This window comes from Variovorax sp. PBS-H4, assembly GCF_901827205.1.
Classification (GTDB): domain Bacteria; phylum Pseudomonadota; class Gammaproteobacteria; order Burkholderiales; family Burkholderiaceae_C; genus Variovorax.
In genome coordinates, this window is sequence record NZ_LR594675.1 from 1533208 (window position 1) to 1558828 (window position 25621).

A 25621-nucleotide genomic window follows, 5' to 3' on the forward strand; every position below is an offset into this window, starting at 1 on the left:
GCTTGCGCGTGGCGGGTTGCCCGCTGTGCGAAGAGGCCGGCGGCCGTGCGGTGTTCGAGGCGCCCGCGTTTCGCGTCATTCATGCGGCCGAGGAGGGCTTTCCTGCCTTCTATCGTGTCGTATGGAAAGACCACGTGGCCGAGTGGTCCGATCTTGCGCCGCAAGACCGGGGACTGTGCATGGACGCGGTGGTGGCCGTGGAGCAGTGTTTGCGCGACGCACTGTCGCCGGCCAAGATCAACCTCGCAGCCCTTGGCAACATGGTGCCGCACCTGCATTGGCACGTGATCGCGCGCTTCGAATGGGACACGCACTTCCCGTCGTCCGTCTGGGCCGCCGCCCAGCGCGGCCGCGACCCGCAACGCGAGGCCGCGATCGAGGCGAAACTGGAGGCGCTGGAACAGGACATGGCCCGGCGCCTGGCGGCTCATCCACAGAATCGGAGTTCCTGATGGCAGGTTTGCAAACGGGCGCGCCGACGCCCCAGTCGATCACCGTTCACAACCAATCGCGCGTGCTGGAGGTGAGCTTTTCCGATGGCGCGAGCTTCCGCATTCCATTCGAGCTGATGCGCATCTACTCGCCCTCGGCCGAAGTGCAGGGCCATGGCCCCGGACAGGAAGTGCTGCAGACCGGCAAGCGCGGCGTCGACCTGGTGGACCTGCAGCCGGTCGGCAACTACGCGGTACAGCCCAGCTTCTCCGACGGCCACGACACCGGCATCTACTCGTGGGACCTGCTGTACGAACTTGGCGCGAAGCAGGGCGAGCTGTGGGCGGAATACGAACGGCGCCTCGCCGCGGCCGGCGTCGACCGCGACGCGCCGATGGCCGACAAGGGCGGCCACGCCTGCGGCAGCCACTGAGTTCGCTCGGCAATGCACGAATGCCCGCCGTAGTTGCGGGGTCGTCGGCTTGATGTGAACGCTTGCGACCTAACATCGGAAGCATGAGCAGCACCCATTTCGGTTTCGAGACGGTCGACGAAGGCGAGAAGGCGCGGCGCGTGCGCGGCGTGTTCGACTCGGTCGCCAACCGCTACGACCTGATGAACGACCTGATGTCGGGGGGGCTGCACCGCGCCTGGAAGGCCTACACGGTAATGGTCGCCAACGTGGGCCCAGGCTCGAAGGTGCTGGACATTGCGGGAGGCACGGGCGACCTTGCCCTGGCTTTTGCGAAGAAAGTGGGCGCCACCGGAGAGGTGGTCCACACCGACATCAACGAGGCCATGCTGCGCACGGGCCGCGACCGCCTGCTCGATGCCGGCGTCGCGCTGCCCACGCTGGTGTGCGATGCCGAGAAGCTGCCTTTTCCCGACAACCATTTCGACCTTGTGAGTGTCGCCTTCGGGCTGCGCAACATGACGCACAAGGACCTGGCGCTCAAGGAAATGAACCGGGTGCTCAAGCCGCGCGGCAAGCTGCTGGTGCTCGAGTTCTCCAAGGTCGCCAAGCCCCTGTCGAAGATATACGACTGGTACTCCTTCAACGTGCTGCCGCGCCTGGGCAAGGTGGTGGCGGGCGATGACGCGAGCTACCGCTACCTTGCTGAATCGATCCGGATGCATCCCTCCCAGGAGGAGCTCAAGACCCTCATGAAAGAGGGCGGTTTCGGACATGTGGACTATCACAACATGACGGGGGGCGTCGTCGCCCTGCATGTTGGAATCAAGTGCTGATGATCAGAAGAGATTTCTTTGCCGTTCGAGGAGACGTCATGAAAAGTTTGTTGTCCGTTTTGTTGGTGTGTGCGCTGGCCGTCGGAAGCATGGATGCTGATGCGCGCCGCCTGGGCGGCGGGAAGTCCATCGGCAAGCAGTCGAGCAACGTGACGCAGCGTGAGGCCGCGCCCACTGCGCCAGCCACGCCCGGTGCGCCTGCACAGAGCAGTGTGAACAGCGCGGCCGCCAAGCCGGCAACGGCGGCGCCCGCTGCAGCGCCCAAGCGCCCATGGGGTGCGATGCTCGGCGGCTTGGCCGCGGGCCTGGGCCTGGCCTGGCTTGCCCATTCGCTCGGCCTGGGCGCGGCCTTTGGCAACATCCTGCTGATTGGGCTCCTGGTGCTGGCAGCCGTGGTGGTGTGGCGCATCTTTGCAGCACGTTCGCGTGCCAATGGCGCGCAGCGCAGCGGCGGCTTTGCCTTCCAGGGTGCGGGCGGCCCCGCCAATCCTGCTTCACCCGCGCAGTACAGCCCGAACAACGTTGGCAACGACGCCTCGGCCCGTCCGTGGGAGCGCAATACCGCGGCCTTCGACAGCACCCCGGCACAACCCGAGCATGTGACCGGCGGCTCGTCGATGGCGGGCGCGGCGGCGGCCAGCGGCGGGAGCCTGATCGGCTCGGCCCTGAGCGGCGCGCAGTCGTGGGGCATCCCGGCCGGCTTCGACACCGATGGCTTCCTGGCCGCGGCCAAGCGCAACTTCGTGACGCTGCAGGACGCCTGGGACCGCGCCGACATCGGCACCCTGCGCTCGATGATGACTGACAGCATGGTGGGCGAGATCCGCCAGCAGCTGGGCGAGCGCGAGAACCATACGGGCGGCCAGCCCAACAAGACCGAGGTGGTCATGCTGGACGCCAAGCTCCTGGGCATCGAAGAGCTGCCCGATGCCTATCTGGCGAGCGTCGAGTTCTCCGGCATGATCCGCGAGGACCTGTCCTCCGGCCCGAGCCCTTTCCGCGAGGTCTGGAACATGACCCGGCCGGCCAGCGGTTCGAGCGGCTGGCTGGTGGCCGGCGTCCAGGCCCTGCAGTAGGCGCCTGGCGCTTCGAAGCCGGTCGCAAGACCGGATAATGGGGACATGGTCACACCATCGTCCCCATTTTCTTTTCTCGACGATTTCATCAACCGCGTCGGCAGCCGCCTGCAGCCGCCGGACTGGGTGGTTCACGAGGTCCAGCATCGCGCCGTGCTCTTTCTCAATCACGTGCTGCAGCAAGAACCCGAGGCCCAGCAGCGCCTGGCGCGCCAGCAGGGCAGGGTGGTCGAATTCGAATGGCGATTCGTGACCATGAAGGTTGTTGCCACGCCGGCCGGCCTTCTCGATCTGGCAGCCGAGGACGCGGCGCCCGAGCTCATGGTGGTGTTGGCCGAGACCTCGCCCTTTGGCTTGGCCCGTGCCGCAGCGCGCGGCGAGAAGCCTGCGGTGCGCATCGAGGGCGACGTGCAACTCGCCGCCGAGGTCAATTGGCTGGTCGACCACGTGCGCTGGGACGTGGAGGACGACCTGGCACGCCTGATCGGCGACGTGCCTGCCCACACCATTGCCAACGGCGCGCGGCGCGTCGTGGAGGGACTGCGGCAATTCGTCGGTGAGCGCGGAGGCAAGCCCGCCGGCTCCGCAGGCGCCGAATGAGGCGCTTCTACCGCGGCGTCTTCATCGTCCTGGTCGCACTGCGCTATGGGCTGGACGAGCTCGTGCTCACCAGCTTCCAGAAGCCCTGGCTGCGCGTGGTGGCGCGCATCGTGTCCTTCGGCCGCAAGCTCGATGCGCCACGCGGCCAGCGCCTGAGGGAGGCGCTGGAGAGCCTGGGGCCGATCTTTGTCAAGTTCGGACAGGTGCTGTCGACGCGGCGCGACCTGCTGCCGCCCGACATCGCCGATGAACTGGCCTGGCTGCAGGACCGCGTGCCGCCCTTCGATTCGAGGATCGCGATCGCGACCATCGAGCGCGCCTTCCGCCGGCCGGTGGGCGAGGTGTTCGTCGATTTCGACGAGACCCCCATCGCCAGCGCCTCGATCGCGCAGGTGCACTTCGCAACGCTGCGCGAGCGAAGCGGGGCGGTCCGCGAAGTCGCCGTCAAGGTGCTTCGGCCCGGCATGCGCGACGTGATCGAAAAAGACCTCGAGTTGATGGCCATGATGGCCGCCTGGGTCGGGAACCTGTCGAGCGATGCCAAGCGCCTCAAGCCGCGCGAGGTGGTGGCCGAGTTCGACAAGTACCTGCACGACGAGCTCGACCTGGTGCGAGAGGCCGCCAACGCGGCCCAGCTGCGGCGCAACATGACCCAGCTCGACCTCGTGATGATCCCCGAGATGTTCTGGGACTTCTGCCATCCCGAGGTCATCGTGATGGAGCGCATGAAGGGCGTCCCGATCGCGCAGCTCGATCGCCTGCGCGCCGCCGGCGTCGATATCCCGAAGCTGGCGCGCGACGGCGTCACCATCTTCTTCACGCAGGTGTTCCGCGACGGCTTCTTCCATGCCGACATGCATCCCGGCAACATCCAGGTCAGCCTGGAGCCGGCCACTTTCGGTCGCTACATCTCCCTGGATTTCGGCATCGTCGGCACGTTGACCGAGTCCGACAAGGAGTATCTGGCGCAGAACTTCGCAGCCTTTTTCCGGCGCGACTACAAGCGCGTTGCGGAGCTGCACCTGGAGAGCGGGTGGGTGCCCGAGGGCACGCGCATCGACGAGCTGGAGGCCGCGATCCGCACCGTCTGCGAGCCCTATTTCGATCGCCCGCTCAAGGAAATCTCGTTGGGCATGGTGTTGATGCGCCTGTTCCAGACCTCGCGCCGCTTTCACGTCGAGATCCAGCCGCAGCTGGTGCTGCTGCAGAAGACGCTGCTCAACATCGAGGGCCTCGGCCGCCAGCTCGACCCGGAGTTGGACCTGTGGCATACCGCCCGGCCGTTCCTGGAGAAATGGATGAGCGACCAGATCGGCCCGCGCAAGCTGCTGGAGCAACTGCGCGCCGAGGCCCCGCGCTACGCCAAGCTGCTGCCGCAGTTGCCACGGCTGATGCACGACTTCCTGGAGAATCGCCCCGCCGACCACCGGCGCGAACTGCTGGAGCTGCTGGCTGCTCAAAAGCGAACCAACCGGCTCCTGCAGGCCATCATCTACGGTGGCATAGGTTTTGTATTGGGGTTGATCGCGATGCAGGTGCTGGTGCGCGTGCGTCTGTTCTGAAGAGGAGATTTCGCCGTGCTGCTGACTCTGGTCATCGTCTACCTGCTCGTCACGATCGCCATTGGCCTGTACGCCGCCAGGCGTGTGAAGAACACCACTGACTTCGCGATTGCCGGGCGGCACCTGCCGCTCTACATGATCGTGACGACGACCTTCGCCACCTGGTTCGGCTCGGAGACCGTGCTCGGCATCCCCGCCAAGTTCATCGAGGGCGGGCTGCACGGCGTGGTCGAGGACCCTTTCGGCGCCGGCACCTGCCTGATCCTGGTCGGGCTGTTCTTTGCCGGCAAGCTCTACCGCATGACGCTGCTCACCATCAGCGACTACTACCGCGAGCGCTTCGGTCGGACCATCGAGGTCGCCTGTTCGCTGATCATCATGCTGAGCTACCTGGGCTGGGTGTCGGCCCAGGTCACGGCGCTGGGACTGGTGTTCAACCTGCTCTCGGGCGGTGTCGTCAGCATCCCGACCGGCATGGTCATCGGCGTGGTCTCGATCCTGGCCTACACGCTGTTCGGCGGCATGTGGTCGGTGGCGGTGACCGACTTCATCCAGATGATCATCCTCGTGCTCGGCCTGGCGGTGATCGCGATTTTCGCAGGCAACATGGCCGGCGGCGCCGACAAGGTGGTGGCCCTGGCAGCCAGCAAGGACCTGTTCCGCTTCTGGCCGGAGCCGAGCTGGAAAGACATCATCTTCTTCTTCGCCGCGGCCATCACGATGATGCTGGGCTCGATCCCGCAGCAGGACGTGTTCCAGCGCGTGATGTCGGCCAACAGCGTCAAGGCCTCGACCCGCGGGCCGGTGATCGGCGGCATCGCCTACATCCTGTTCGCCTCCGTGCCCATGTTCCTGGTGGCCAGCGCGCTGCTCATCATGCCGGAGCAGACCGCGACGCTGCTCAAGGACGATCCGCAGAAAGTGCTGCCCACCCTGGTGCTGGAGAAGATGCCGTTCGTCATGCAGGTGTTCTTCTTCGGCGCGCTGCTGTCGGCCATCAAGTCCACCGCCTCGGCCACCCTGCTGGCGCCCAGTGTCACCTTCACCGAGAACATCTGGCGCCAGTTCCGCCCGGCGGGCACCGACCGCGAGAACCTGCTCACCATGCGCATCACGGTGCTGCTGTTCAGCGCCGCGGTGCTCGCCTATGCAATCCGCATGCAGGGCACCCCGATCTACGAACTGGTCTCGGGCGCCTACCAGGTGCCGCTGGTGGGTGCCTTCGTGCCGCTGGTCTGCGGCCTGTACTGGCAGCGGGCGACCACCCAGGGCGCAGTGGCCTCGGTAGTGCTCGGTATCGGGGTGTGGCTGCTGTTCCTCGCCATGCCGTGGAGCGAGGCATTCCCGGCCCAGCTTGCGGGGGTGCTGGCTTCCTTCGCGGGCATGTTCGCCGGCTCGCTCGCGCCGCAATGGGTGGCGAACCGGCGTACGCCGCACCGGCCGCTGGCGGTCGATCCGGCCTGAAAAGGTGTGAAGTACACCTCGTGAAGCCGGGCCTGGAGCTCGAAGGGCAACCTTCTGACGCCCTCCATGCCAACCTATAATTAAAAGCTTTGCGAGCGGCCGCCGGCCGCTTTTCTCCTTTCTACCCATGCCTATCTACGCCTACAAGTGCAGCGCCTGCGGCTTTGCCAAGGACGTGCTGCAGAAACTGTCCGATGCCCCGCTGACGGAGTGCCTGCAATGCGGCGCCAGCGCGTTCAGCAAGCAGGTCACCGCCGCCGGGTTCCAGCTGAAGGGGTCGGGCTGGTACGTGACCGACTTCCGCGATGGCGGCGGCAAGAAGGCAGCTGAAAAAGGCAATGCCGACAAGGGCGATGCCGACAAGGGCAAGAGCGCGCCGGCCGATGGTGCTCCCGCGTCGGCTGGCGCCGCCGACGCGCCGGCCGCGGCATCGCCCGCCGCAGCCCCGGCTCCGGCGCCTGCAGCCGCGCCGGCTGCCAAGGGCGACTGAGCGCCGCGCCACGTCATGCTCGCCCTGCGTAAATGGTTGCTGTCCGGCCTGCTGGTCATCGTGCCGCTGGTCATCACGCTGGGCGTTCTGAACTGGATCATCGGCACGCTGGACCAGACGCTGTGGCTGCTGCCAGAGCAATGGCAGCAATGGCTCACCGAGCACAAGGTGCGCGGGCTGGGCGTGCTGTTGACGCTGGCCATCCTGCTGGTCGTCGGCGCGACCGCAAGCAACTTCATCGGCAAGCGCCTGCTGGGCTGGGGCGACGCCGTCGTGCGCCGCATTCCGGTGGTGCGATCCATCTATTCGAGCGTCAAGCAGGTGTCTGACACGCTGTTCTCCGAGAACGGCAATGCCTTTCGCACCGCGGTGCTGGTCCAGTGGCCGCGCGACGGTTCCTGGACCATCGCCTTCGTCACCGGCGCACCCGGCGGCGAGGTGCTCTCGGAACTGGGCGGCGGCGACTACCTGAGCGTCTACGTGCCCACGACGCCCAACCCGACCGGCGGCTACTTCGTGATGCTCAAGCGCAGCGACTGCATCGAACTCAGGATGAGCGTGGACGACGCGCTCAAGTACATCGTGTCGATGGGCGTGGTCGTTCCCGGCGGCCCCGCGACCATCGCGAACAGATAACACACGCGCCCTCGACGGCGCCGGAATCCACTATGGCCATGCGTACACACTATTGCGGTCTCGTGACCGAAGCCCTGCTGGGCCAAACCGTCACCTTGTCCGGCTGGGTCAACCGCCGCCGCGATCACGGCGGCGTGATCTTCATCGACCTGCGCGACCGTGAAGGTTATGTCCAGGTGGTGTGCGATCCCGACCGCGCCACCACCTTTGCCACCGCCGAAGGCCTGCGCAACGAGTTCTGCGTGCAGGTCACCGGCCTGGTGCGCGCACGCCCGGAGGGTACGGTCAACGAGAACCTCAAGAGCGGCAAGATCGAGGTGCTCAGTCACGAGCTGAAGGTCATCAACCCGTCGGTCACGCCGCCCTTCCAGCTCGACGACGACAACCTGTCCGAGACCACCCGCCTCACGCACCGCGTGCTGGACCTGCGCCGTCCTGCCATGCAGCGCAACATGATGCTGCGCTACAAGGTCACGATGGAGGTGCGCAAGTTCCTCGACGCCAACGGGTTCATCGACATCGAGACGCCGATGCTCGGCAAATCGACGCCCGAGGGCGCGCGCGACTACCTGGTGCCCAGCCGGGTGCACGACGGAAGCTTCTTCGCGCTGCCCCAGTCGCCCCAGCTCTTCAAGCAGCTCTTGATGGTGTCCGGCTTCGACCGCTATTACCAGATCGTCAAGTGCTTTCGCGACGAGGACCTGCGCGCCGACCGCCAGCCCGAGTTCACGCAGATCGACATCGAGACCTCCTTCATGGCCGAGGAGGAGATCCGCGAGATGTTCGAAGGCATGATCCGCAAGGTGTTCCGCGCGGCGGCCGAGGTCGAGCTGCCGCCTTTCCCGGTCATGAGCTATGCCGACGCCATGTTCAAGTACGGCTCCGACAAGCCCGACCTGCGCGTCAAGCTGGAGTTCACCGAGCTCACGGACGTGATGCGCAATGTCGAGTTCAAGGTCTTCGCGCAGGCAGCCGGCATGACGGGCGGCCGCGTGGTCGCGCTGCGCGTGCCAGGCGGCGGAGCCGAGGGCGGCCTCTCGCGCGGCGACATCGACGCCTACACCGAATTCGTCAAGATCTACGGTGCCAAGGGGTTGGCCTACATCAAGGTCAACGACGCGGCGCAGGGGCGCGAGGGCCTGCAGAGCCCGATCGTCAAGAATCTCAGCGACGCTTCGCTGGCCGAGATCATTGCCCGCACCGGCGCACGCAACGGCGACATCCTGTTCTTCGGGGCCGACAAGGAGAAGATCGTCAACGACGCGATCGGCGCGCTGCGCGTGAAGATCGGCCACAGCGCCTTCGGCCGCAAGAACGGCCTGTTCGAGGAACGCTGGGCGCCGTTGTGGGTGGTCGATTTTCCGATGTTCGAGTTCGACGAGGAAGGCCAGCGCTGGTCGGCCGTGCACCATCCGTTTACCTCGCCCAAAGACGGCCACGAGGATCTCATGGACACCGCGCCCGAGAAGTGCATCGCCAAGGCCTACGACATGGTGCTCAATGGCATCGAGATGGGCGGTGGCTCCGTGCGTATCCATCGCGAGGAAGTGCAGAGCAAGGTGTTCCGCGCGCTCAAGATCAGCGCGGAAGACGCGCAGAACAAGTTCGGGTTCCTGCTGGACGCGCTGCAGTACGGAGCCCCGCCGCATGGCGGCATCGCCATCGGGCTCGATCGGCTGGTGATGCTGATGACCGGCGCCGAGTCGATCCGGGACGTGATCGCCTTCCCCAAGACCCAGCGCGCCCAGGACCTGCTGACGCAGGCGCCGAGCCCGGTCGACGAGAAGCAGCTGCGTGAGCTGCACATCCGCTTGCGCAATCCCCAGCCCGCCGCTTGAGCGGAAAGCGGCGCAAAACATGAGCCGCACGGCCGCTCCGATGGCTCATGGCGCCGCAGCCGCAGGCGAAGGTGCTCCGGTTGGCCAGCGGCCCTGGAAGATCCCCGAGTCGGTGCTGGTCGTGATCTACACGCCGGCGCTCGAGGTGCTGCTGATCCAACGTGCCGACGCCAAGGACTTCTGGCAGTCGGTCACCGGCAGCAAGGATGATGTCGAAGAGCCGCTGGCGCTCACGGCCGCGCGCGAGGTCGCCGAGGAGACCGGCATCGACTGCGGGGAGGGAAGCGCGCTGGCCGGGCGGCTGCGCGACTGGCAGCTGCAGAACGTTTATGAGATCTACCCGCGCTGGCGTTCTCGCTATGCCCCGGGGATCACCCACAACACCGAGCACCTCTTCGGGCTGTGCATGCCCGAGCGCGTGACGCCTCGGCTCGAACCGCGGGAGCACACGGCCTGGCGCTGGCTGCCCTACCGCGAGGCGGCCGACGCCTGCTTTTCCCCTTCGAATGCAGAAGCGATCCTGCTGCTGCCAAAATTTGCGGGATGAATTTGCCCAGCAGCACCCCGATCGGTAGCAACCTCCGGGTCGCCACCTACAACATCCACAAGGGGGTGCAGGGTATCGGACCGGCCCGGCGGCTGGAGATCCACAACTTGGGCCATGCCATCGAGCAGCTGGACGCCGACATCGTCTGCCTCCAGGAAGTTCGCAAGATGAATCGCCAGGGCGCGGCCCGCTTCAAGCACTGGCCCGAGCTCCCGCAGGCCGACTTCCTGGCCCCCGAGGGCTACACCGCGATCTACGAGACCAACGCCATCACGCGGCATGGCGAACATGGCAACGCGCTGCTGACGCGCTGGCCGGTGCTGCGCAAGACCCATCAGGACATTTCCGACCACCGCTTCGAGCAGCGCGGCCTGCTGCACGTGGCGATCGAGGTCGAGGGCCGGCCCGTGCATGCGATCGTGGTGCACCTGGGTCTGATCCGTGGCAGCCGGGTGCGCCAGATCGCCTTGCTGCGCGATTTCATCGAACGCGAAATTCCGCCGTCCGAGGCACTGGTGGTGGCCGGCGACTTCAACGACTGGGGAGCCCGCATGCGCTACGCGATGAACGCCATGGGCCTGCGCGACACCAGCGACCTGCGCGGGCCACGCACGCTGACCTACCCGTCGCGCCTGCCCGTGACGCAGCTCGACTTCATCTACGGCCGGCAGGTCGAGGCGGTGGCGACCACCGTGCCACGCGGACCGATCTGGGCGCGAATGTCCGACCATCTGCCGCTGGTGGCTGACTTCTTGCTATCGAAATAATAGCAATACGCGCAGGCCGGAAGCGCGCTGCAAGGGTGTTCGCTGCGCTTCATTCGCTGTTAGGATGCGCTGATGCTAAGGAAAATCGATACCGCCGAGCGCCCCGAGCCGGACGCCGGGGACGAGGGCACGCCCGTCTCCGTGAAGATCCGCGAGCGCCTGCTGGCGGCGCGCCAGCGCTTCAATGCCAATGACAACATCGCCGAGTTCATCGAGCCCGGCGAGCTCGAGAGCCTGCTCGACGAGGTCGAACACAAGATGAAGGATGTGCTCGAGGCGCTGGTGATCGACCTCGAGAACGACCACAACACCGAGAACACCGCGCGCCGTGTCGCCAAGATGTACCTGAACGAAGTGTTCAGGGGCCGCTACGTGGCCCCGCCTTCGCTCACCGAGTTTCCCAACGCCGAGCATCTGAACGAGCTCATGATCGTCGGCCCGATCACGGTGCGCAGCGCCTGCTCCCACCATTTCTGCCCGATCATCGGCAAGCTCTGGATTGGCGTGATGCCCAACGAGAAGACCAACGTCATCGGATTGTCGAAGTACGCACGGCTGGCCGAGTGGGTCATGAGCCGCCCACAGATCCAGGAGGAAGCGGTGGTACAGCTCGCCGACCTGATCCAGGAGCGAACGCAGCCCGATGGGCTGGCGCTGGTCATGGAGGCCGAGCACTTCTGCATGCAGTGGCGCGGCGTCAAGGAGATGGACAGCAAGATGATCAACTCCGTGATGCGCGGCGTCTTCCTCAAGGATCCCAACTTGCGGCGCGAATTCCTCGCGCTGATCCCCCGCCGGAGCTGAACGCCATGCTCGTACGCCTGCTTTATGTCAGCCGTGCCGTCGACACCAGCCCCGGTGCAGTGGAGTCGATCCTCGCGCAGTCGCGCTCTCACAACCCCGCGTGTGGCATTACCGGCATCCTTTGCTATGGGGCTGGGGTGTTCCTGCAGGCCATCGAGGGCGGCCGCACGGCAATCAGCGAGCTCTACGGCCATATCCAGCGAGACCCCCGCCACAAGGACGTTGTATTGCTGCACTTCGAGGAGATCTCGGAGCGCCGCTTTGGCGGCTGGACCATGGGGCAGGTCAACCTGTCCAAGCTCAACGTCTCGACCCTCCTCAAGTACTCGGAGAAGCCCGAGTTGGACCCTTATTCGGTGTCCGGCAAGGTTTCGCTGGCACTGCTCGAAGAGCTGATGGCCACGGCCGCCATCGTCGGGCGTCACTGATCGCATTGCTGCGCGGTGCCCGCTCTGCTGCTGGGCTGCGATTTTTCCAGTGCGCCGAGCGCGCGCAAGCCCATTGTGCTCGCGCTCGGATGCGCCATCCCGGGTGGCGTCAAGTTGCAAAGGCTCGAGCGCTTTGCCTCGTTAGATACGTGGCGCGTCTGGCTGGCCGGCCAAGCGGCGTGGATCGGTGCTTTCGACTTTCCCTTTGGCCTGCCGCGTGAGCTGGTGGCACATCTCGGCTGGCCGATGGAGTGGCGCGCCTTGATCTGCCACTATGCGGGCCTCGACCGGGCCCTGATCCGAGAGACCTTCGCAGCCTACTGCGCTGCGCGGCCGGCCGGGGGCAAGTTCGCGCACCGGGCGACCGATGCGCCGGCCGGCTCCAGCCCCTCCATGAAATGGGTCAATCCTCCGGTGGCGTTCATGCTGCATGCCGGTGTGCCGCGGCTGCTGCAGGCGGGCGCGGCCCTGCCGGGCCTGTATGCGCCTTGCGCCGCCGCCGAGCGCATCGCGCTGGAGGGCTATCCGGGCCTGCTGGCGCGGGAGCTGCTCGGGCGCCGCAGCTACAAGAGCGACGATGCTGCCTTTCAAACTGCCGCCCGGAGCGAAGCACGCGCGGATCTGCTCGCCGCGCTCGAAGGGGGCGCCACGCGGTTGGGCCTCAGGCTGGTCGTGAACGGTACCGAGCGCAATCAACTGTTGGCCGACGCTCGCGGCGACTGCATAGATGCAGCGCTGTGCCTTATGCAGGCCGCATGGGGCGCGGCGCGCAGGACGAGCACAGGGCCGGGTTACGGCCTGCCCACGACCATGGACGCGCTGGAAGGCTGGATCGTCACTGCCTGACGTCCGGCGAATCTTGCGAAGCAAGGAGCTCGGCAACAAAAAGCCCGGCGTTGGCCGGGCTTCCTCGCGGGTGGCTCGCAAGAGGCCCTTCTCAATGGCCGAGCCAATCCTTCAGCTCGTCGGCATGCTCTTCCTCGTCGGCCAGGATCTCCTCCAGCATGCGACGGGTGGTCGGGTCCTTGTCGCCGACCAGCGAGATCATCTGCCGATAGGTCTCGATGGCAATGCGTTCTGCCACCAGGTTGGCGCGCACCATGGCCTGAAGGTCCTTGGATTCATCGTATTGGGCGTGGCTGCGCTCGCGCAAAGTTTGCGGGTTGAAGTCCGGATCGCCACCCAGCTGCACGATGCGCTCCGCAATCTTGTCCGCATGGGCGGACTCTTCGTTGGCGTGCACCAGGAACTCGTCGGCAATTGCCGGCGAGGCTTGGCCGCTCGCGGTGAAGTAGTGGCGCTTGTAACGCAACACACAGACCAACTCGGTGGCCAGTGCGTCATTGAGCAGTTGCACGATATCGTCGCGCCATAGCCCATAGCCGGGCGTTACAGCACCATCGTCGAGGCTTTGGGAGGCAGCGTCGATCTTGGCTTGGTCCAGTACCAGCCGCTGCGGCTTTTCGCTTGTCATATTTGTCATGGGAATTCCTTTCGTGGGGGACTGTCCGGCTTCTTGTGCATCAGCGTGGTCACGAGATCGGCCACGTCGGATGTCTTGAGCACCGCGGCGAGCACTGCCGTGATCGACAGCAGGCGCCAGGGCCTGACCAGTACGATCAGCGCTCCCGTCCCCGCCGCGGCAGCGATGAGCTTGACGGGCTGTTCGCGCGCATAGCGCTCGATCAGCGGGCGGGCGAGTTGCCCCGCCGCATTGGCCGGGTGGCGGCGCCACCAGCGCTGAACCACGTTGCGTCCCACTGCAGCCCAGGCGATGCGGTCGATGATCGTTTCACGTCCCACCGGTGGCGCATCCGGCTCATCGACCTGCTCGCTGCTGGTGTATGCGCCATGTCCGCGGCCCTGCAGCTGCGCTACCAGCGCACGGCGTGAAATGGCGAGCCGTTCCTGCGGCGTCAAGCTCTCGCGGTCAGTCGGCACGGGCATCTCCGGCAGCATGCAGGGCATGGATGTCCGCATCCACCTGGGCCCGCAAGTCGTTGAATCCATGAAATTCCATGGGACGCGCGGCGAGGTATCCCGCGACCAAGGCAATGACGGCGGACACCCCTGGAACTGCAACCAATACCCAATGGAAGCTGCCCTGGACGACACCCAGCATGATGGCGGTGCCGGTCAGGCCCAGGGCCAGCATGCCGGCAACGGCTGCAAGGACACCGGCAATGAGCCGCCCGATCAACCCCTTGCTGGCCTCTGCCGCCTCGAGCCTCAGAAGCGCCGCGTAGTTGGAGGCATGTTCGACGAACAGCTCGGGATGCCTGAGCACCGTGGAAAAAATGGGATGAAACATGGTGCTGCAGGCGGCGGCGCAGGCGAGGCGGCTTCAGTTCAATAGTCGTCCCGGCTGCGGCGGCTCGCGAGCACGATCAAGGCTGTGATGACGGCCCCGGCAGCGGCGGCCACGAGCACCGATCGAACCGGCTGGTCTGCGATGTACCGGCCTGTCATGTCGGCCGCCTGTTCCAGGCGGCGCTGGGCGCGGGCGCTGGTGGTCGAAGCGGCATCCAGGCCGCGCTGCACGGCCTGCTGTACACGGGCGGCGAGCTGCTCCACCGTGGGTTCGGCCTCGCGGCGCAGGTCGCGTACCTTCTCGCCTGCAGCGTTCACCGCGTTCTGGGCGTACGCGCGGGTGGTGTCGATGGCGTCATTGGCGTTCTGACGTGCCTCTTCGGCCAATTGCGACGGGGTCTTGATCGTGCTCATGAGAAAAGTCCTTCCGGAGAAAAGTTGCGAGAGCCTGCTCATCGTAACGACGCAGTCATCGTCGCATCAAGCCAGCGATAAAACTGGCAAGTGCCAGCACGATGAAGATGACGAAGAGGATCTTGGCGATGCCTACCGCGCTGGCTGCGATCCCGCCGAAACCGAAGACGGCGGCGATCAGCGCGATGACCAGGAACACGACTGCGTAGTACAACATGGCGGAATCCTTCTTCTGGTGTCTCTCTCGCTGTGTGAATCAAGCGCTCATCGTCTTGGCGAGGCACTTCGTCGAGAGCGTGGAGGCAACGGTAAAGGAGTGTGCTCCAAGACCCTGTCAGTAGCTGAGGCCTGGGGGCGTAGGAGAGGGCCGAATCGCGCAGCGTGGCTGGCATCCGGGCTGCGCTCAGGCGAACTCGCTGGCTTTGGAGGGCTTGGCTGCGGCGGTGGGCAGGCTCGCGCTCAGCCGCGTTCCTTGGCCCGGTGCTGAAGAAATGGTGAGCTTGCCCTTGGCAGTCTCGACGCGGTGCTGCATGCCTGCCAACCCATGAGAGGACGCGCGCGTGTCCTGGATATCGAAACCCGTGCCGTTGTCGCTCACCTCCACCACGACGTGATTGCCGTAGTTCTTCATCACGATGCTGGCCTCGGTCGCCTGAGCGTATTTGCCGATGTTGGTCAGGCTTTCCTGCACCATCCGATAAACGGTCAGCTGGTTGGCTTCGTCGAGACTCACGGGCTCGAGCACCATCTCGATCTCGACGCCGGAGCGCTCGGCGAACTCGCGCCCCAGGATCTCCAGGGAAGCAATGAGACCGAGGTTGGCCAGTGAGGAGGGCCTCAGGTCCTCGATGATGCGACGCTTCAGCGCGATGCCGCTGTTGAGCAGTTCATTCATGTGCTGCAAGCGCTGGATCGCTTCCGGCGAATCGACGAGCCGCGATTTCAGCCGGGCGACATCGAGCTTGGCAGCGGTGAGCAAAGAGCCCAGCTCGTCGTGCAGTTCCCGGGCCAGGAAGCCGCGCTCAGTCTCCCGCACCTCTTGCAAGTGGGTCGCGAGCTCGGCCAAAGTCGCGGTGCGCTCCCGCACCTCGTCCTCGAGCGCATTGCGCTCGCGTTGCAAGGCTTCCTGCTGGCGTTCGCCGGCCGAGCGCAGTGCATGCGTCTGGCGCAGATAGAGATAGAAGGCCGCCAATCCCGCGAGCGCCACCAGCGCAATGCCGATGCGGGCGAAGCGCAGCGACACGGAAATTTGGGCCTGCCCGCGCATCAGCGCTTCGTTGCTGAGCGCGATCAGTTCGCCAGCCTGCTGCCGGATCGCTTCCATTTCCTCGCGCCCGACGTCCGTGGTGATCACGAATTTCCAGGCATCGTCGTTGCCCTCTTGCCGCAACCGCACACTCATGTCGATTTCGGCGAGTTTGCGTGAAACATGCTTTGCAAGCTCCGTCAGCCGCGCAGACTCGGCAGGGCGGTGGGCGTAAAGCAACTGCAGCGCAGCCAGTTGGCCGTCGACCTTCTTGACCGCGCTGTCATAAGGTTCGCGATATCGCGCTTCCCCGGTCAACAAATAACCTCGCTGACCCGTTTCGGCGTCTACGATGCTCTGGAGCAGGAGGTTGAGTGCGAGCCGTATGCGCTGAGCCTCGCTGACTTCCGTCAGCGACTGGGTGGATTGCCGGTAACCTGCCTCGTTGATGCCCACCAGCGCAAGCGCCGCGAGCATCGCGAGCGTCAGGCCTGCGGCCATCTTGGGGAAAGCTAACCAGCGCATGGGGTCTCCGCGGGACGCGAGCAGTTCAAATTCAGGAATAATCGGTGTGAACCAGGGGGCAGTTTGCTGCGACGCAAAAGGCCGCGACACGACAAAGAAGGTATCAGATGATCAAAATTGGAATTGTGGATGACCATGCCATCGTGCGCTCCGGCCTGCGCCAGTTCTTTTCGGAGCACGTCGATCTGCGCGTGGTCGGGGAGGCGGCGAGCGGGCGTGAGGCGATCGAGCTCGTGCGCACCACGGAGCTGGACGTGCTGGTGATGGACCTGTCGATGCCCGGGCAAAGCGGCATCGACGCGCTGGCGATGATCCGCGCCAAGGCTCCGGACGTAGGCATCCTCATCCTCAGCGGATACCCCGAGGAGCATTACGCAATGAACCTGATCCGGCAGGGTGCGAGCGGCTACCTCAACAAGGAATGCGATCCGATGGAAATCGTGAACGCCATCCGGACCATTTCGCTCGGCCGCCGCTACATCACGCCCGCCGTGGCCGAGTTGCTGGCGCGGCAGCTTGACCGCAAGGACGATGCAGCGCCGCACGAGCAACTGTCCGAACGCGAGTTCCAGGTCTTCCTCAAGCTGGCCAAGGGTGAAACGGCGGGCGACATCGCCAAAACCCTGTCGCTCTCCGTCAAGACGGTCAGCACCTACCGCACGCGCCTCATGGAGAAGATGAATCTTTCCTCCAACAGCGACCTCACGTACTACGCACTGAAGAACAAGCTGATCGATTGAGGCTCGCAGGCGGCCCCTGCGCGGTCGGGCGCTCCGCACGGGCGGGGCCATGAGCGTGACGACCTCGCTGCGTCGCTTCAGCTCGAACCCGAGGTCTGCCGCAACGTCGAGGCCTGCTCCATGCAAAAGTCGATCAGCGCGTCGATCTCGTTCGACTTGTCGAAAACTGCGTCCACGCCGAACTGGGCGCAACGCTTCCGGATGTCGGGGGTGGCGTAGTTGCTGAGCACCACGATCTTCTGATCGGGCCGGCGCGTGCTGACTGCCTGCAGCACGCCCAGACCGCTGCCTTGCTTGAGAAACAGGTCGACGATGGCCAGTTCCCACTGATCGACGTTCTCTGCCAACCAGCGGACAGCCTCCGCTTCGGTCTCGGCGTAGCCGACAGCGGAAATGCACGTGAGTTCTTCCAGAGTGCCGACGAGATTCTCGCGGATCGTGACGTTGTCTTCGACGATGTAAGTTTTCAATCTGAGTTCCATGGAGAACCGCGCGTCTGCCTGGAATGAAACTTCGCGACCTTGGCGGATGACTGTGACGAAAGCTAGCTTCTGTTGCCGCAAATGACCAAGCGGGATCATGCAGCCTGCGAGCGCCTCCGGCTGTAGGTCCATTCTTACGAGTTCTGTGGTCTGGCTGCCCGTAGGTGGCGCCCGACAGTTGCTGCGGTCCAGCGCCGACCCGCAGGCAGTGCCACGCCGCTTAGCCTTCGATGCAGTCGGGTTGCAGCGGTCCTGCGGCAGCTCCTTCACCAAGGTGCCAAGATGAAGATGATTTGGAACTATGGGGCTGTCAGCCTGTTGACCCTGGCCGCCGCTGCAGTTGTGGCGCTTGGGGAACCTGCGAATGCCGAGCTGAAATTGGTCGAGGCCACGACCGCTGCTGCGAAATTGGGCACCACTGCCCTTGGTTTCCTCGCCTCGCCCGCGTCCATCACCTCCACGCCGGACCGCAAGACGACCGTGCCGTGACGACGCCGCCCACCCGAAAGCCCCGTTCGCCGATTTGGATGAGGATCGGCGCGACGGTCCTGGGGCTGGTTGCAGCGCTTCTGCTGCTGCTCGCCCTGTTTCCATGGGATACGCTGCGCGGTCCGATCAACCGCTACATCAGCGAGAAGACCGGGCGAAAATTCGAGATTACCCGTCGCCTGGATGTCGATCTGGGGTTGCGCACCGCGACCGTGAAACTCGACGGTATCGAGTTCGCCAACCCTTCGTGGGCGCGGGAGCCCTACCTGGTCCGGGCCGAGCGCGCCACCTTCGACATCCGGCTGTGGCCGCTGTTGGCAAAGCGGGTCGTGATTCCTCACATCTTTCTGGCCTCGCCCGTGCTGGGACTGCAGATGGAAGAGGACGGCCGGCGCACTTGGGCCTTGGGCAAGGACACCGCGGACGAGGGTACCGTGCCAGTCATCGGGCTTTTGGAAGTCGACCAGGGCACGCTCGACTTCCTGGCGTCACACCTCGGCGTCGACCTGCACGCCGACTTCAGCTACGACAGCGGCCGGGGTGAGTTGCCTCTCGACTTTCGCGTTAAAGGCCGTTACCAGCGTCAGCCGCTGACGGCCCAGGGTCGGACCGGCAACGTGCTGCAGCTCAACGCCGCCGGCCAGCCCCCCTTTCCCCTGGAGATCGATGCGGCGGCCGGCCACACGCATCTGAAGGCCAAGGGCAGCGTGGCCGAATTGGCAAGCCTGGACGGGGTCGATGCCCGTTTCGATCTCAAGGGCCAGAACCTGGGCGACCTGTACGGATTGCTCGGAATCGCCTTGCCCCAGACCTCTCCGTACGCGTTGAGCGGCGAACTGCGCAAGCGCGGCAAGCTGTGGGAGGCTGCAGGTCTCCAGGGCAAGCTGGGCCTGTCCGATATTGGCGGCGACATGAAATACGACCAGGCGCCGAAGGTGCCCTCCCTGTCCGGTACGCTGCGCTCGCGCGTGATGGACATGGACGACCTCGGCCCGCTCATCGGCCTGCCGCCCACCGAGCGCTCCGCCAAGGCCATCGAGGGCCTGACGCCGCCGCCGAGCATCACCGAGGTCAAGCGGGCGCAGCGCGATGCCGGCCGCAAGGTGCTGCCCGCGGCCACGCTGGACTTCGAGCGGCTGCGCGCCATGAATGCCGACGTGAAGTACACGGCCGACCGCATCAAGAACGTTCGCGAGCTCCCGCTGGACAAGGGCAGCGTACAAGTGAAACTGCGGGATGGCGTGTTGGCGCTCGATCCATTGAACCTGGGCGTGGCCGGCGGGTCGATTGCCGGCGCCGTACGCATCGACGGCGCGCAGAACCCGGCCGACATCCGCGCCAGGCTGGATGTGCGCGGGATGCAGCTCAGCAGGCTGGTGCCCAAGATCGAAACCATGCGCAGCAGCTTCGGCAAGCTCGATGGGCGGATCAATCTCTCCGGACGCGGCAACTCGGTGGCGAGCTGGCTGGGCCATGCTTCTGGCGACGTCGCCGCACTCACCGGCCGCGGCGAGTTCAGCAATCTGCTGCTGGAGTTCATGGGGCTGGATGGCGGCGAGATCATCAAGTTTCTTCTGCGTGGCGACAAGAACGTGGTGCTGCGCTGCGCCGCGATGGCCTTCGATGTCGACAAGGGCGTCATGGTGAGCCGCAGCGTCGTGCTGGATACGGAGGACACCCTATTCAGCGCGAGCGGCCGGGCCGACCTGGCGAAGGAGACGCTGGACTTCGTGGTGCGGCCGCAACCCAAGGACAAGAGCATCCTGTCCTTGCGCACGCCGCTGGTCATCGGCGGAACCTTTGCCTCGCCCCGAGCGGGCCTGGAGGCCGGATCGCTGGCCGCACGCGGCGCCGCGGCTGTCCTGCTGGGGGCGCTCAACCCCTTGCTCGCGCTGGCAGCGACGGTGGAGACGGGGCCCGGATCCGATGCCGACTGCCAGGCGGTGCTTGCCCAGGCCAAGCAGCCGAGTGCCGGCGAGGCGGCAGCCGGCGCAGCGAAAGCCAGGAAGCAGTAGCGGCGATCTTGCGGGCGGCGATCAGCTCGCGGCCGCAGGCCGGTGGCCGCAGACGCTGCAGCTTGGGTCGCGCGCCACTTGCAATGTGTCGAAGGCCGTGCGGCGTCCGTCAAACATCAGCAGCCTGCCCGCCAGCGAAGGGCCGATGCCGGCCAGCAGCTTCAGCGCCTCGTGCGCCTCCAGCGTCCCGATGGTGCCCACCACCGGCGCGAAAACGCCGAGCACGGCGCAACGCGTTTCCTCGAAATTGGCGTCGGGAGGAAACAGGCAGGCGTAGCAGGGCGAGGCGTCATCGCGTGTGTCGTACACGCTCAGCTGACCGTCGAAGCGGATGGCCGCCCCTGCCACCAGCGGTTTGCCCGCAGCCACGCAGGCGCGGTTCACGGCATGCCGGGTGGCAAAGTTGTCGCTGCAGTCGATCACCACGTCGGCGGTCGCCACCAGGCGTTGAAGCAGAGCCTCGTCGGCCCTCTGCGCGTGGGTGTCGATGCGGATCTCCGGATTGATGTCTTGCATCGCCGCGGCTGCGGATTCGACCTTGGCGCGGCCGACACGGGCGGTGCCGTGGGCGATCTGGCGCTGGAGGTTGGTGAGGTCGACCTCGTCATCGTCGACCAGCGTGATATGGCCGACGCCGGCCGCTGCCAGGTAGAGCACGACAGGGGAGCCCAGCCCGCCGGCGCCGATCACCAATGCGTGGGCGGCGCTGACCCGCTCCTGGCCGTCGATACCGAATTCCTCGAGGAGGATGTGGCGCGAGTAGCGCAGCAGGTCCTGGTCTTCCATGCGGCGCCCGGAACCGATACCGGCGCTCCCCCGAGGGGAGCTGGCGTGGCCGGATCAGTTTTCCTTCTTCTCTTCCTTGTTCTCGACGATGACCTGTGTCTTGCTCACGAGCACGGGCTGGCCCTTGAGCCGGTTCAGCGCCTGCACCAGTGGGAAGTCCTTCTCGTTGCCGAACTCGGGCACCTTGCGGTCCTGCGGCGGCTTCTTGGCTTCCTCTTCGAGGCGTTTGCGCGCCTCGTCGCGGGCCTTTTCGCGCTCGGGGTCCTTGGCCTCGGGGCCTTGGCCGCTCGCCAGGTGCTTCTCGAGGTCGGCCTCGCGCATGCGCAGCGCCGCGAAGGGGCTGCCTTCGGCGCTCTCATCGACCAGGACGTTGGGCACGATGCCCTTGGCCTGTATCGAGGTGCCGCTCGGCGTGTAGTAGCGTGCCGTCGTGATCTTGAGGCCGGTGTCCGGCCCGAGCGGGCGTACGGTCTGCACCGAGCCCTTGCCAAATGTCTGGCTGCCCATCACGATGGCGCGCTTGTGGTCCTGCAGCGCGCCGGCCACGATTTCACTGGCGGAAGCCGAACCTTCGTTCACCAGCACCACCAGCGGCACCGTCTTGAGTCCTGGCGGCAGGTTGCGCAGCGGGTCGCTGCCGGCGCGGCGCTGGTAGAACTCGGGCGCGGCCTTGTAGACGGACTTGCTCTCGGGCAACTGGCCGTCGGTCGAGACCACCGTGACGTTCTCGGGCAGGAATGCGGCCGAGATCGCCACTGCCGCGTCAAGGAGGCCGCCCGGATCGTTGCGCAAGTCCAGCACCAGACCCTTGAGGTTGGGCTCCTGCTTGTAGATTTCCTCGACCTTCTTGACGAAGTCGTCGACCGTGCGCTCCTGGAACTGCGACAGCCGGATCCAGCCATAGCCGGGTTCCATCACCTTGCCTCGCACCGATTGGGTCCGGATCTCCTCGCGCGTGATGGTCACCGGGAAGGTGCGGTTCTCATCCTTGCGGAAGATCGTCAGCAGCACCTTGGTGTTGGCTTCGCCGCGCATGCGTTTCACAGCCTCGTTGAGCGAAAGCCCGCGCACCGCGGTGTCGTCGATGCGGGTGATCATGTCGTTGGGCTTGAGGCCGGCGCGGAAGGCCGGCGAGCCCTCGATCGGCGATACGACCTTGATCAGGCCGTCCTCTTGGGAGATCTCGATGCCCACGCCGACGAAGCGGCCGGTGGTGCCCTCTCGAAATTCCTTGAAGGACTTCTTGTCGAAGTACTGCGAATGCGGATCGAGCCCGGCGACCATGCCGGAGATCGCGTCGGAGATGAGCTTCTTCTCGTCGACCTGTTCGACGTAGTCGCTCTTCACCATGCCGAACACGGCCGCGAGCTGCTGCAGTTCTTCGAGTGGGAGAGGGGCGAGGGAACCTCGTGCAACTGTTTGCAACGAGACCGTGGTCAGCGCGCCGGCAACGGCGCCGGCTGCGACCCAGCCGGTGATCTTGAGTTTCTGCCCCATTTAAATGTCCTTGTCGCCTGTCAAACCAATATACACAGCTTGGAAGCAAGTTGTCTGCCGTGGTTCCGCGTATCCGAGGGCGCCGCGGCAGATTTACTGGCTCAGGCTTTGCCTTGTGCGGCGACCGCGGCTGCCGCCTTCTCGGCGGCTGCCGCGTCGCCGAGGTAGTAGTGCCGCAGCGGCTTGAGCTCGTCGTCGAGCTCGTAGACCAGCGGGATGCCATTCGGAATGTTGAGGCCGACGATGTCCTCGTCGGAGATGCCGTCGAGGTATTTGACCAGGGCGCGGATCGAATTGCCGTGCGCTGCCACCACGAGGCGCCGGCCGGCGCGGATCGCAGGAGCCATCGATTCGTTCCAGAAGGGCAGTACGCGCGCCACGGTGTCCTTGAGGCATTCGGTCAGCGGCACCTGTTCGGGCGCCAGCTTGGCGTAGCGGGGATCGCCGCGCTCGCTGCGCGGATCGGTGGGCTCGAGCGGCGGGGGTGGCACGCTGTAGCTGCGGCGCCAGATCAGCACCTGGTCGTCGCCGTACTTCTTGGCGGTCTCGGCCTTGTTGAGGCCCTGGAGCCCGCCATAGTGGCGCTCGTTGAGGCGCCATGAATGCACCACGGGCAGCCAGGTGCGGTCCAACTCGTCGAGCGTGTGCCACAGCGTGCGGGTGGCGCGCTTGAGCACGCTGGTGTAGGCCACATCGAAGTCGTATCCCTCGGACTTCAGCAGGCGTCCGGCCTGCTTGGCCTGCTCGATGCCGAGTGGAGTGAGGTCGACATCGGTCCAGCCGGTGAAGCGGTTTTCGAGATTCCAGGTCGATTCGCCGTGGCGGATCAGTACCAGTTTGTGCATGGGGGAGGCCTTTGGGAACGCTTGCCGAAACCCGACATTCTAAAATCCGCGGTTTGACACTCAAGAGAACACCGTGAAATTCATCGTCGACAACTGGATGCTGATCCTGATCGCGCTCAGCTCCGGCGGCATGCTGGCCTGGCCGCTGCTGCGTGGGGCCACCTCCGGATCGCTGACGGCGCAGGGCGCGGTGCAGCTGATCAACCGCGAGCGCGCCGTCGTGGTCGATGTGCGCGAACCCGAGGAATTCGCCTCCGGCCACATGATCGGCGCCAGGAACGTGCCGCTCAATCAGCTCGAGGCCAAGCTCGCTTCCGCAGTCAAGAACAAGACGGTGCCGCTGCTGCTGGTGTGCGCCACCGGGGCGCGGGCGCAGCGCGCCGTGGCCATCGCCAAGAAACTCGGCTACGAGCAAGCCCAAGCCGTGGCTGGTGGGCTGAAATCCTGGAAAGAGGCTAATCTGCCGGTTGAAAAGGCCTGAACTTTCCATCCACATGAGCACGATGCAAGCTGTCAAGATGTACACCACCGCCGTCTGCCCCTACTGCATTCGCGCGAAGCAAATCCTCAAAGCCAAGGGCGTCGAAGAGATCGAGGAGATCCGCATCGACGGTGATCCGCAAGCCCGCATCACGATGATGAACATCACCCAGCGGCGCACCGTGCCCCAGATCTTCATCGGCGACACGCATGTCGGCGGCTGCGACGACCTGATCGCCCTCGACAGCCGCGGCGCGCTGGTGCCGCTGCTGCAGGGCGGCTGAGCGCCGCGGGGCGATAATCGCCCCTTTTTCCACCATCCGAACACGCCAGCCCGCCGTCGGGACACCTCTTCCCCGGCGGGCGTTGTTTTGACCTTCGAAAGTTCTTCATGGCCGATCAGCAAGCCCAAGATCCCGTCTTCCAGATCCAGCGCGTCTACCTGAAAGACCTGTCGCTCGAGCAGCCGAACTCGCCGGCCATCCTGCTGGAGCAGGAGCAACCCACGGTCGACATCCAGCTCGGCGTCGATGCCCAGCCGGTGACCGACGGCATCTTCGAGATCACCGTTTCGGCCACCGTGCAGACCAAGATCCAGGACCGCACCGTGTTCCTGGTCGAGGCCAAGCAAGCCGGCATCTTCGAAATCCGCAACCTGCCGGAAGAGCAGATGGGCCCGATCCTCGGCATCGCGTGCCCGCAGATCGTCTACCCCTACCTGCGCGGCAATGTGGCCGACGTCATTCAGCGCGGCGGGTTCCCGCCGGTGCACCTGGCCGAGATCAACTTCCAGGCCATGTTCGAGCAGCAGCAGGCGCAGGCGGCCGGCCAGGCCTCGCCGATCGTTACCCAGTAGAACGCCACGAGGCATTGCGCAGCCGCCGATGAAGATCTGCGTGCTCGGTGCCGGCGCCTGGGGAACGGCGCTCGCCGTCAACGCGGCTGGCCGCCATGCGGTCAGCCTCTGGGCGCGCGATCCGGCCCAGGTGCAGGCCATGGCGGCGACGCGCGAGAACGCCCGCTACCTGCCTGGCATCCCGCTTCCCCCGTCGCTGGTTTTGTGCAGCGGCGCCGTGCTTGCTGCCGTCGCAGATGCTGACCTGGCCATCATTGCCACGCCCATGGCCGCTCTGCGCGAGCAGCTTACGGTGCTGCGCGATGCCGCTGGCCCCGTGGCGTGGCTCTGCAAGGGCGTGGAGCCCCCGCTGGCCGGTGCCGAGGGCCTGCTGGCGCACGAGATCCATGCCCAAGTCGCGCCCGGCCTGGCAGCCGGCGTGCTGAGCGGCCCCAGCTTTGCGCAGGAGGTCGCGCAGGGCCGCCCGACCGCGCTGGTCGCAGCCAGTGCCCATGCCGCGCTACGCGAGGCGCTGGTCAACGCCTTCCACGGCCCGAGCCTGCGTGTCTACGCCAACGAGGACATCGTCGGCGTCGAGGTCGGCGGCGCCGTGAAGAACGTGCTGGCGATCGCCACCGGCCTGGCCGACGGCCTGGATCTCGGCCTCAATGCACGCGCAGCCCTGATCACCCGCGGCCTGGCCGAGATGACGCGCCTGGGTCTCGCCCTGGGCGCCCGACCCGACACCTTCATGGGGCTTTCGGGCCTGGGCGACCTGGTGCTCACCGCCACCGGTGATCTCTCGCGCAACCGCAAGGTCGGCTTGCTTCTGGCCCAGGGCCAGACGCTGGCGCAGGCCGTGGACTCGCTCGGCCACGTGGCCGAGGGCGTCTATTGCGCGCGCACCGTGGTGCAGCGCGCGCGCCACCTGGGCGTCGAGATGCCCATTGCCGAGAGCGTGGTCGCCCTGCTCGACGGCCGCGTGCGGCCGGCGGAGGCGGTGGCGGAGCTGATGCGCCGCGAGCCAGGCGTCGAAGCGCCCTGAGGCCGGAGCCGGCGCGCGAA

At 65.8% G+C, this 25621-nt stretch carries 32 protein-coding genes; 22 read left to right on the forward strand and 10 right to left on the reverse strand.

All coding sequences use genetic code 11. The annotated features are described in order from the left end of the window. Positions 1 to 2: 2 nt before the first annotated feature. The 15 genes from E5CHR_RS07180 (at position 3) to E5CHR_RS07250 (ending at position 12738) form a co-directional block, all read left to right on the forward strand. Positions 3 to 452 (forward strand): HIT family protein, encoded by a 450-nt coding sequence (locus E5CHR_RS07180; RefSeq protein ID WP_443083111.1) that lies wholly within the window; start codon positions 3 to 5, stop codon positions 450 to 452. Beyond that, complete coding sequence (locus E5CHR_RS07185) at positions 452 to 865, forward strand: gamma-butyrobetaine hydroxylase-like domain-containing protein (RefSeq protein WP_162579055.1); 414 nt, start codon at positions 452 to 454, stop codon at positions 863 to 865. The genes E5CHR_RS07180 and E5CHR_RS07185 overlap by 1 nt, the downstream gene beginning before the upstream one ends. 83 nt (positions 866 to 948) lie before the next feature. Continuing rightward, positions 949 to 1680: a bifunctional demethylmenaquinone methyltransferase/2-methoxy-6-polyprenyl-1,4-benzoquinol methylase UbiE gene (ubiE, locus tag E5CHR_RS07190; protein ID WP_162579056.1), complete on the forward strand. Its 732-nt coding sequence runs from the start codon at positions 949 to 951 to the stop codon at positions 1678 to 1680. A 38-nt stretch (positions 1681 to 1718) separates the two neighbouring features. Continuing rightward, a complete protein-coding gene (locus E5CHR_RS07195) occupies positions 1719 to 2756 on the forward strand; it encodes a Tim44 domain-containing protein (protein WP_162579057.1) in 1038 nt (345 codons plus the stop codon). A 45-nt stretch (positions 2757 to 2801) separates the two neighbouring features. Then, positions 2802 to 3356 carry a ubiquinone biosynthesis accessory factor UbiJ gene (locus E5CHR_RS07200; RefSeq protein ID WP_162579058.1) on the forward strand — a complete coding sequence of 185 codons (555 nt, stop codon included), beginning with the start codon at positions 2802 to 2804 and terminating at the stop codon, positions 3354 to 3356. Beyond that, positions 3353 to 4918, forward strand: a complete 1566-nt coding sequence (ubiB, locus tag E5CHR_RS07205) for a ubiquinone biosynthesis regulatory protein kinase UbiB (RefSeq protein ID WP_162579059.1) — start codon at positions 3353 to 3355, stop codon at positions 4916 to 4918. The genes E5CHR_RS07200 and ubiB overlap by 4 nt, the downstream gene beginning before the upstream one ends. Positions 4919 to 4933: 15 nt before the next feature. After that, positions 4934 to 6382 (forward strand): sodium:solute symporter family protein, encoded by a 1449-nt coding sequence (locus tag E5CHR_RS07210; protein ID WP_162579060.1) that lies wholly within the window; start codon positions 4934 to 4936, stop codon positions 6380 to 6382. Between the two features lie 127 nt (positions 6383 to 6509). Then, on the forward strand, positions 6510 to 6872 hold the full coding sequence (locus E5CHR_RS07215) for an FmdB family zinc ribbon protein (RefSeq protein WP_162579061.1): 363 nt from the start codon (positions 6510 to 6512) through the stop codon (positions 6870 to 6872). Between the two features lie 15 nt (positions 6873 to 6887). Continuing rightward, complete coding sequence (locus E5CHR_RS07220; RefSeq protein WP_162579062.1) at positions 6888 to 7508, forward strand: DUF502 domain-containing protein; 621 nt, start codon at positions 6888 to 6890, stop codon at positions 7506 to 7508. 32 nt (positions 7509 to 7540) lie between these two features. Then, positions 7541 to 9346 (forward strand): aspartate--tRNA ligase, encoded by a 1806-nt coding sequence (aspS, locus tag E5CHR_RS07225; RefSeq protein WP_162579063.1) that lies wholly within the window; start codon positions 7541 to 7543, stop codon positions 9344 to 9346. Positions 9347 to 9386: 40 nt separating this feature from the next. After that, complete coding sequence (gene nudB, locus E5CHR_RS07230; protein ID WP_162583603.1) at positions 9387 to 9893, forward strand: dihydroneopterin triphosphate diphosphatase; 507 nt, start codon at positions 9387 to 9389, stop codon at positions 9891 to 9893. Then, positions 9890 to 10660: an endonuclease/exonuclease/phosphatase family protein gene (locus E5CHR_RS07235; RefSeq protein ID WP_162579064.1), complete on the forward strand. Its 771-nt coding sequence runs from the start codon at positions 9890 to 9892 to the stop codon at positions 10658 to 10660. The genes nudB and E5CHR_RS07235 overlap by 4 nt, the downstream gene beginning before the upstream one ends. Before the next feature lie 72 nt (positions 10661 to 10732). After that, on the forward strand, positions 10733 to 11464 hold the full coding sequence (gene folE, locus E5CHR_RS07240; protein ID WP_162579065.1) for a GTP cyclohydrolase I: 732 nt from the start codon (positions 10733 to 10735) through the stop codon (positions 11462 to 11464). Between the two features lie 5 nt (positions 11465 to 11469). Next, positions 11470 to 11892 carry a BLUF domain-containing protein gene (locus E5CHR_RS07245; RefSeq protein ID WP_162579066.1) on the forward strand — a complete coding sequence of 141 codons (423 nt, stop codon included), beginning with the start codon at positions 11470 to 11472 and terminating at the stop codon, positions 11890 to 11892. 15 nt (positions 11893 to 11907) lie between these two features. After that, complete coding sequence (locus tag E5CHR_RS07250) at positions 11908 to 12738, forward strand: DUF429 domain-containing protein (protein WP_443083065.1); 831 nt, start codon at positions 11908 to 11910, stop codon at positions 12736 to 12738. A 91-nt stretch (positions 12739 to 12829) separates the two neighbouring features. On the opposite strand, the gene E5CHR_RS07255 is transcribed toward E5CHR_RS07250, so the two are convergent. The 6 genes from E5CHR_RS07255 to E5CHR_RS07280 form a co-directional block, all read right to left on the reverse strand. Then, on the reverse strand, positions 12830 to 13375 hold the full coding sequence (locus E5CHR_RS07255) for a ferritin-like domain-containing protein (protein ID WP_174255701.1): 546 nt from the start codon (positions 13373 to 13375) through the stop codon (positions 12830 to 12832). Further along, the gene (locus E5CHR_RS07260) at positions 13372 to 13839 is read right to left on the reverse strand and encodes a hypothetical protein (RefSeq protein WP_162583606.1); all 468 of its coding nucleotides are present in this window, start codon (positions 13837 to 13839) and stop codon (positions 13372 to 13374) included. The genes E5CHR_RS07255 and E5CHR_RS07260 overlap by 4 nt, the downstream gene beginning before the upstream one ends. Next, positions 13823 to 14203: a hypothetical protein gene (locus E5CHR_RS07265; RefSeq protein ID WP_162579067.1), complete on the reverse strand. Its 381-nt coding sequence runs from the start codon at positions 14201 to 14203 to the stop codon at positions 13823 to 13825. The genes E5CHR_RS07260 and E5CHR_RS07265 overlap by 17 nt, the downstream gene beginning before the upstream one ends. 38 nt (positions 14204 to 14241) lie before the next feature. After that, on the reverse strand, positions 14242 to 14616 hold the full coding sequence (locus E5CHR_RS07270; protein WP_162579068.1) for a hypothetical protein: 375 nt from the start codon (positions 14614 to 14616) through the stop codon (positions 14242 to 14244). Positions 14617 to 14671: 55 nt separating this feature from the next. Then, positions 14672 to 14833, reverse strand: coding sequence for a DUF1328 domain-containing protein (locus E5CHR_RS07275; RefSeq protein ID WP_083944504.1), 162 nt, complete (start codon positions 14831 to 14833; stop codon positions 14672 to 14674). Positions 14834 to 15019: 186 nt separating this feature from the next. Further along, positions 15020 to 16363 carry a CHASE3 domain-containing protein gene (locus E5CHR_RS07280; protein ID WP_162583607.1) on the reverse strand — a complete coding sequence of 448 codons (1344 nt, stop codon included), beginning with the start codon at positions 16361 to 16363 and terminating at the stop codon, positions 15020 to 15022. Between the two features lie 131 nt (positions 16364 to 16494). Between E5CHR_RS07280 and E5CHR_RS07285 the strand changes: the two genes are divergently transcribed. Next, complete coding sequence (locus tag E5CHR_RS07285; RefSeq protein WP_068680104.1) at positions 16495 to 17127, forward strand: response regulator; 633 nt, start codon at positions 16495 to 16497, stop codon at positions 17125 to 17127. 77 nt (positions 17128 to 17204) lie between these two features. Here E5CHR_RS07285 and E5CHR_RS07290 read toward each other — a convergent pair whose 3' ends face one another. Continuing rightward, positions 17205 to 17609: a response regulator gene (locus tag E5CHR_RS07290; RefSeq protein ID WP_162583608.1), complete on the reverse strand. Its 405-nt coding sequence runs from the start codon at positions 17607 to 17609 to the stop codon at positions 17205 to 17207. A 282-nt stretch (positions 17610 to 17891) separates the two neighbouring features. Here E5CHR_RS07290 and E5CHR_RS07295 point away from each other — a divergent pair, with 282 nt between their 5' ends. Together E5CHR_RS07295 and E5CHR_RS07300 are read left to right on the forward strand one after the other, a co-directional pair. After that, on the forward strand, positions 17892 to 18098 hold the full coding sequence (locus E5CHR_RS07295) for a hypothetical protein (protein ID WP_162579069.1): 207 nt from the start codon (positions 17892 to 17894) through the stop codon (positions 18096 to 18098). 38 nt (positions 18099 to 18136) lie between these two features. Beyond that, positions 18137 to 20113: an AsmA family protein gene (locus E5CHR_RS07300; RefSeq protein WP_162579070.1), complete on the forward strand. Its 1977-nt coding sequence runs from the start codon at positions 18137 to 18139 to the stop codon at positions 20111 to 20113. A gap of 21 nt (positions 20114 to 20134) precedes the next feature. Here E5CHR_RS07300 and E5CHR_RS07305 read toward each other — a convergent pair whose 3' ends face one another. From E5CHR_RS07305 to gpmA, 3 genes are all read right to left on the reverse strand, one after another. Then, positions 20135 to 20899, reverse strand: coding sequence for a HesA/MoeB/ThiF family protein (locus tag E5CHR_RS07305; RefSeq protein ID WP_162579071.1), 765 nt, complete (start codon positions 20897 to 20899; stop codon positions 20135 to 20137). A 54-nt stretch (positions 20900 to 20953) separates the two neighbouring features. Continuing rightward, entirely contained in the window at positions 20954 to 22396 is a 1443-nt protein-coding gene (locus E5CHR_RS07310) for a S41 family peptidase (RefSeq protein ID WP_162579072.1), read from the reverse strand. 101 nt (positions 22397 to 22497) lie between these two features. Next, positions 22498 to 23241, reverse strand: coding sequence for a 2,3-diphosphoglycerate-dependent phosphoglycerate mutase (gene gpmA / locus E5CHR_RS07315; RefSeq protein ID WP_162579073.1), 744 nt, complete (start codon positions 23239 to 23241; stop codon positions 22498 to 22500). Positions 23242 to 23314: 73 nt separating this feature from the next. On the opposite strand from gpmA, the gene E5CHR_RS07320 reads away from it, so the two are divergent. From E5CHR_RS07320 to E5CHR_RS07335, 4 genes are all read left to right on the forward strand, one after another. Further along, on the forward strand, positions 23315 to 23722 hold the full coding sequence (locus E5CHR_RS07320; protein WP_174255702.1) for a rhodanese-like domain-containing protein: 408 nt from the start codon (positions 23315 to 23317) through the stop codon (positions 23720 to 23722). 22 nt (positions 23723 to 23744) lie between these two features. Beyond that, positions 23745 to 24005: a glutaredoxin 3 gene (gene grxC / locus E5CHR_RS07325; protein ID WP_162583610.1), complete on the forward strand. Its 261-nt coding sequence runs from the start codon at positions 23745 to 23747 to the stop codon at positions 24003 to 24005. A 107-nt stretch (positions 24006 to 24112) separates the two neighbouring features. Continuing rightward, positions 24113 to 24577, forward strand: a complete 465-nt coding sequence (gene secB / locus E5CHR_RS07330; protein ID WP_106556529.1) for a protein-export chaperone SecB — start codon at positions 24113 to 24115, stop codon at positions 24575 to 24577. Between the two features lie 28 nt (positions 24578 to 24605). Further along, positions 24606 to 25601: an NAD(P)H-dependent glycerol-3-phosphate dehydrogenase gene (locus E5CHR_RS07335; protein ID WP_162579074.1), complete on the forward strand. Its 996-nt coding sequence runs from the start codon at positions 24606 to 24608 to the stop codon at positions 25599 to 25601. Positions 25602 to 25621 lie beyond the last annotated feature (20 nt).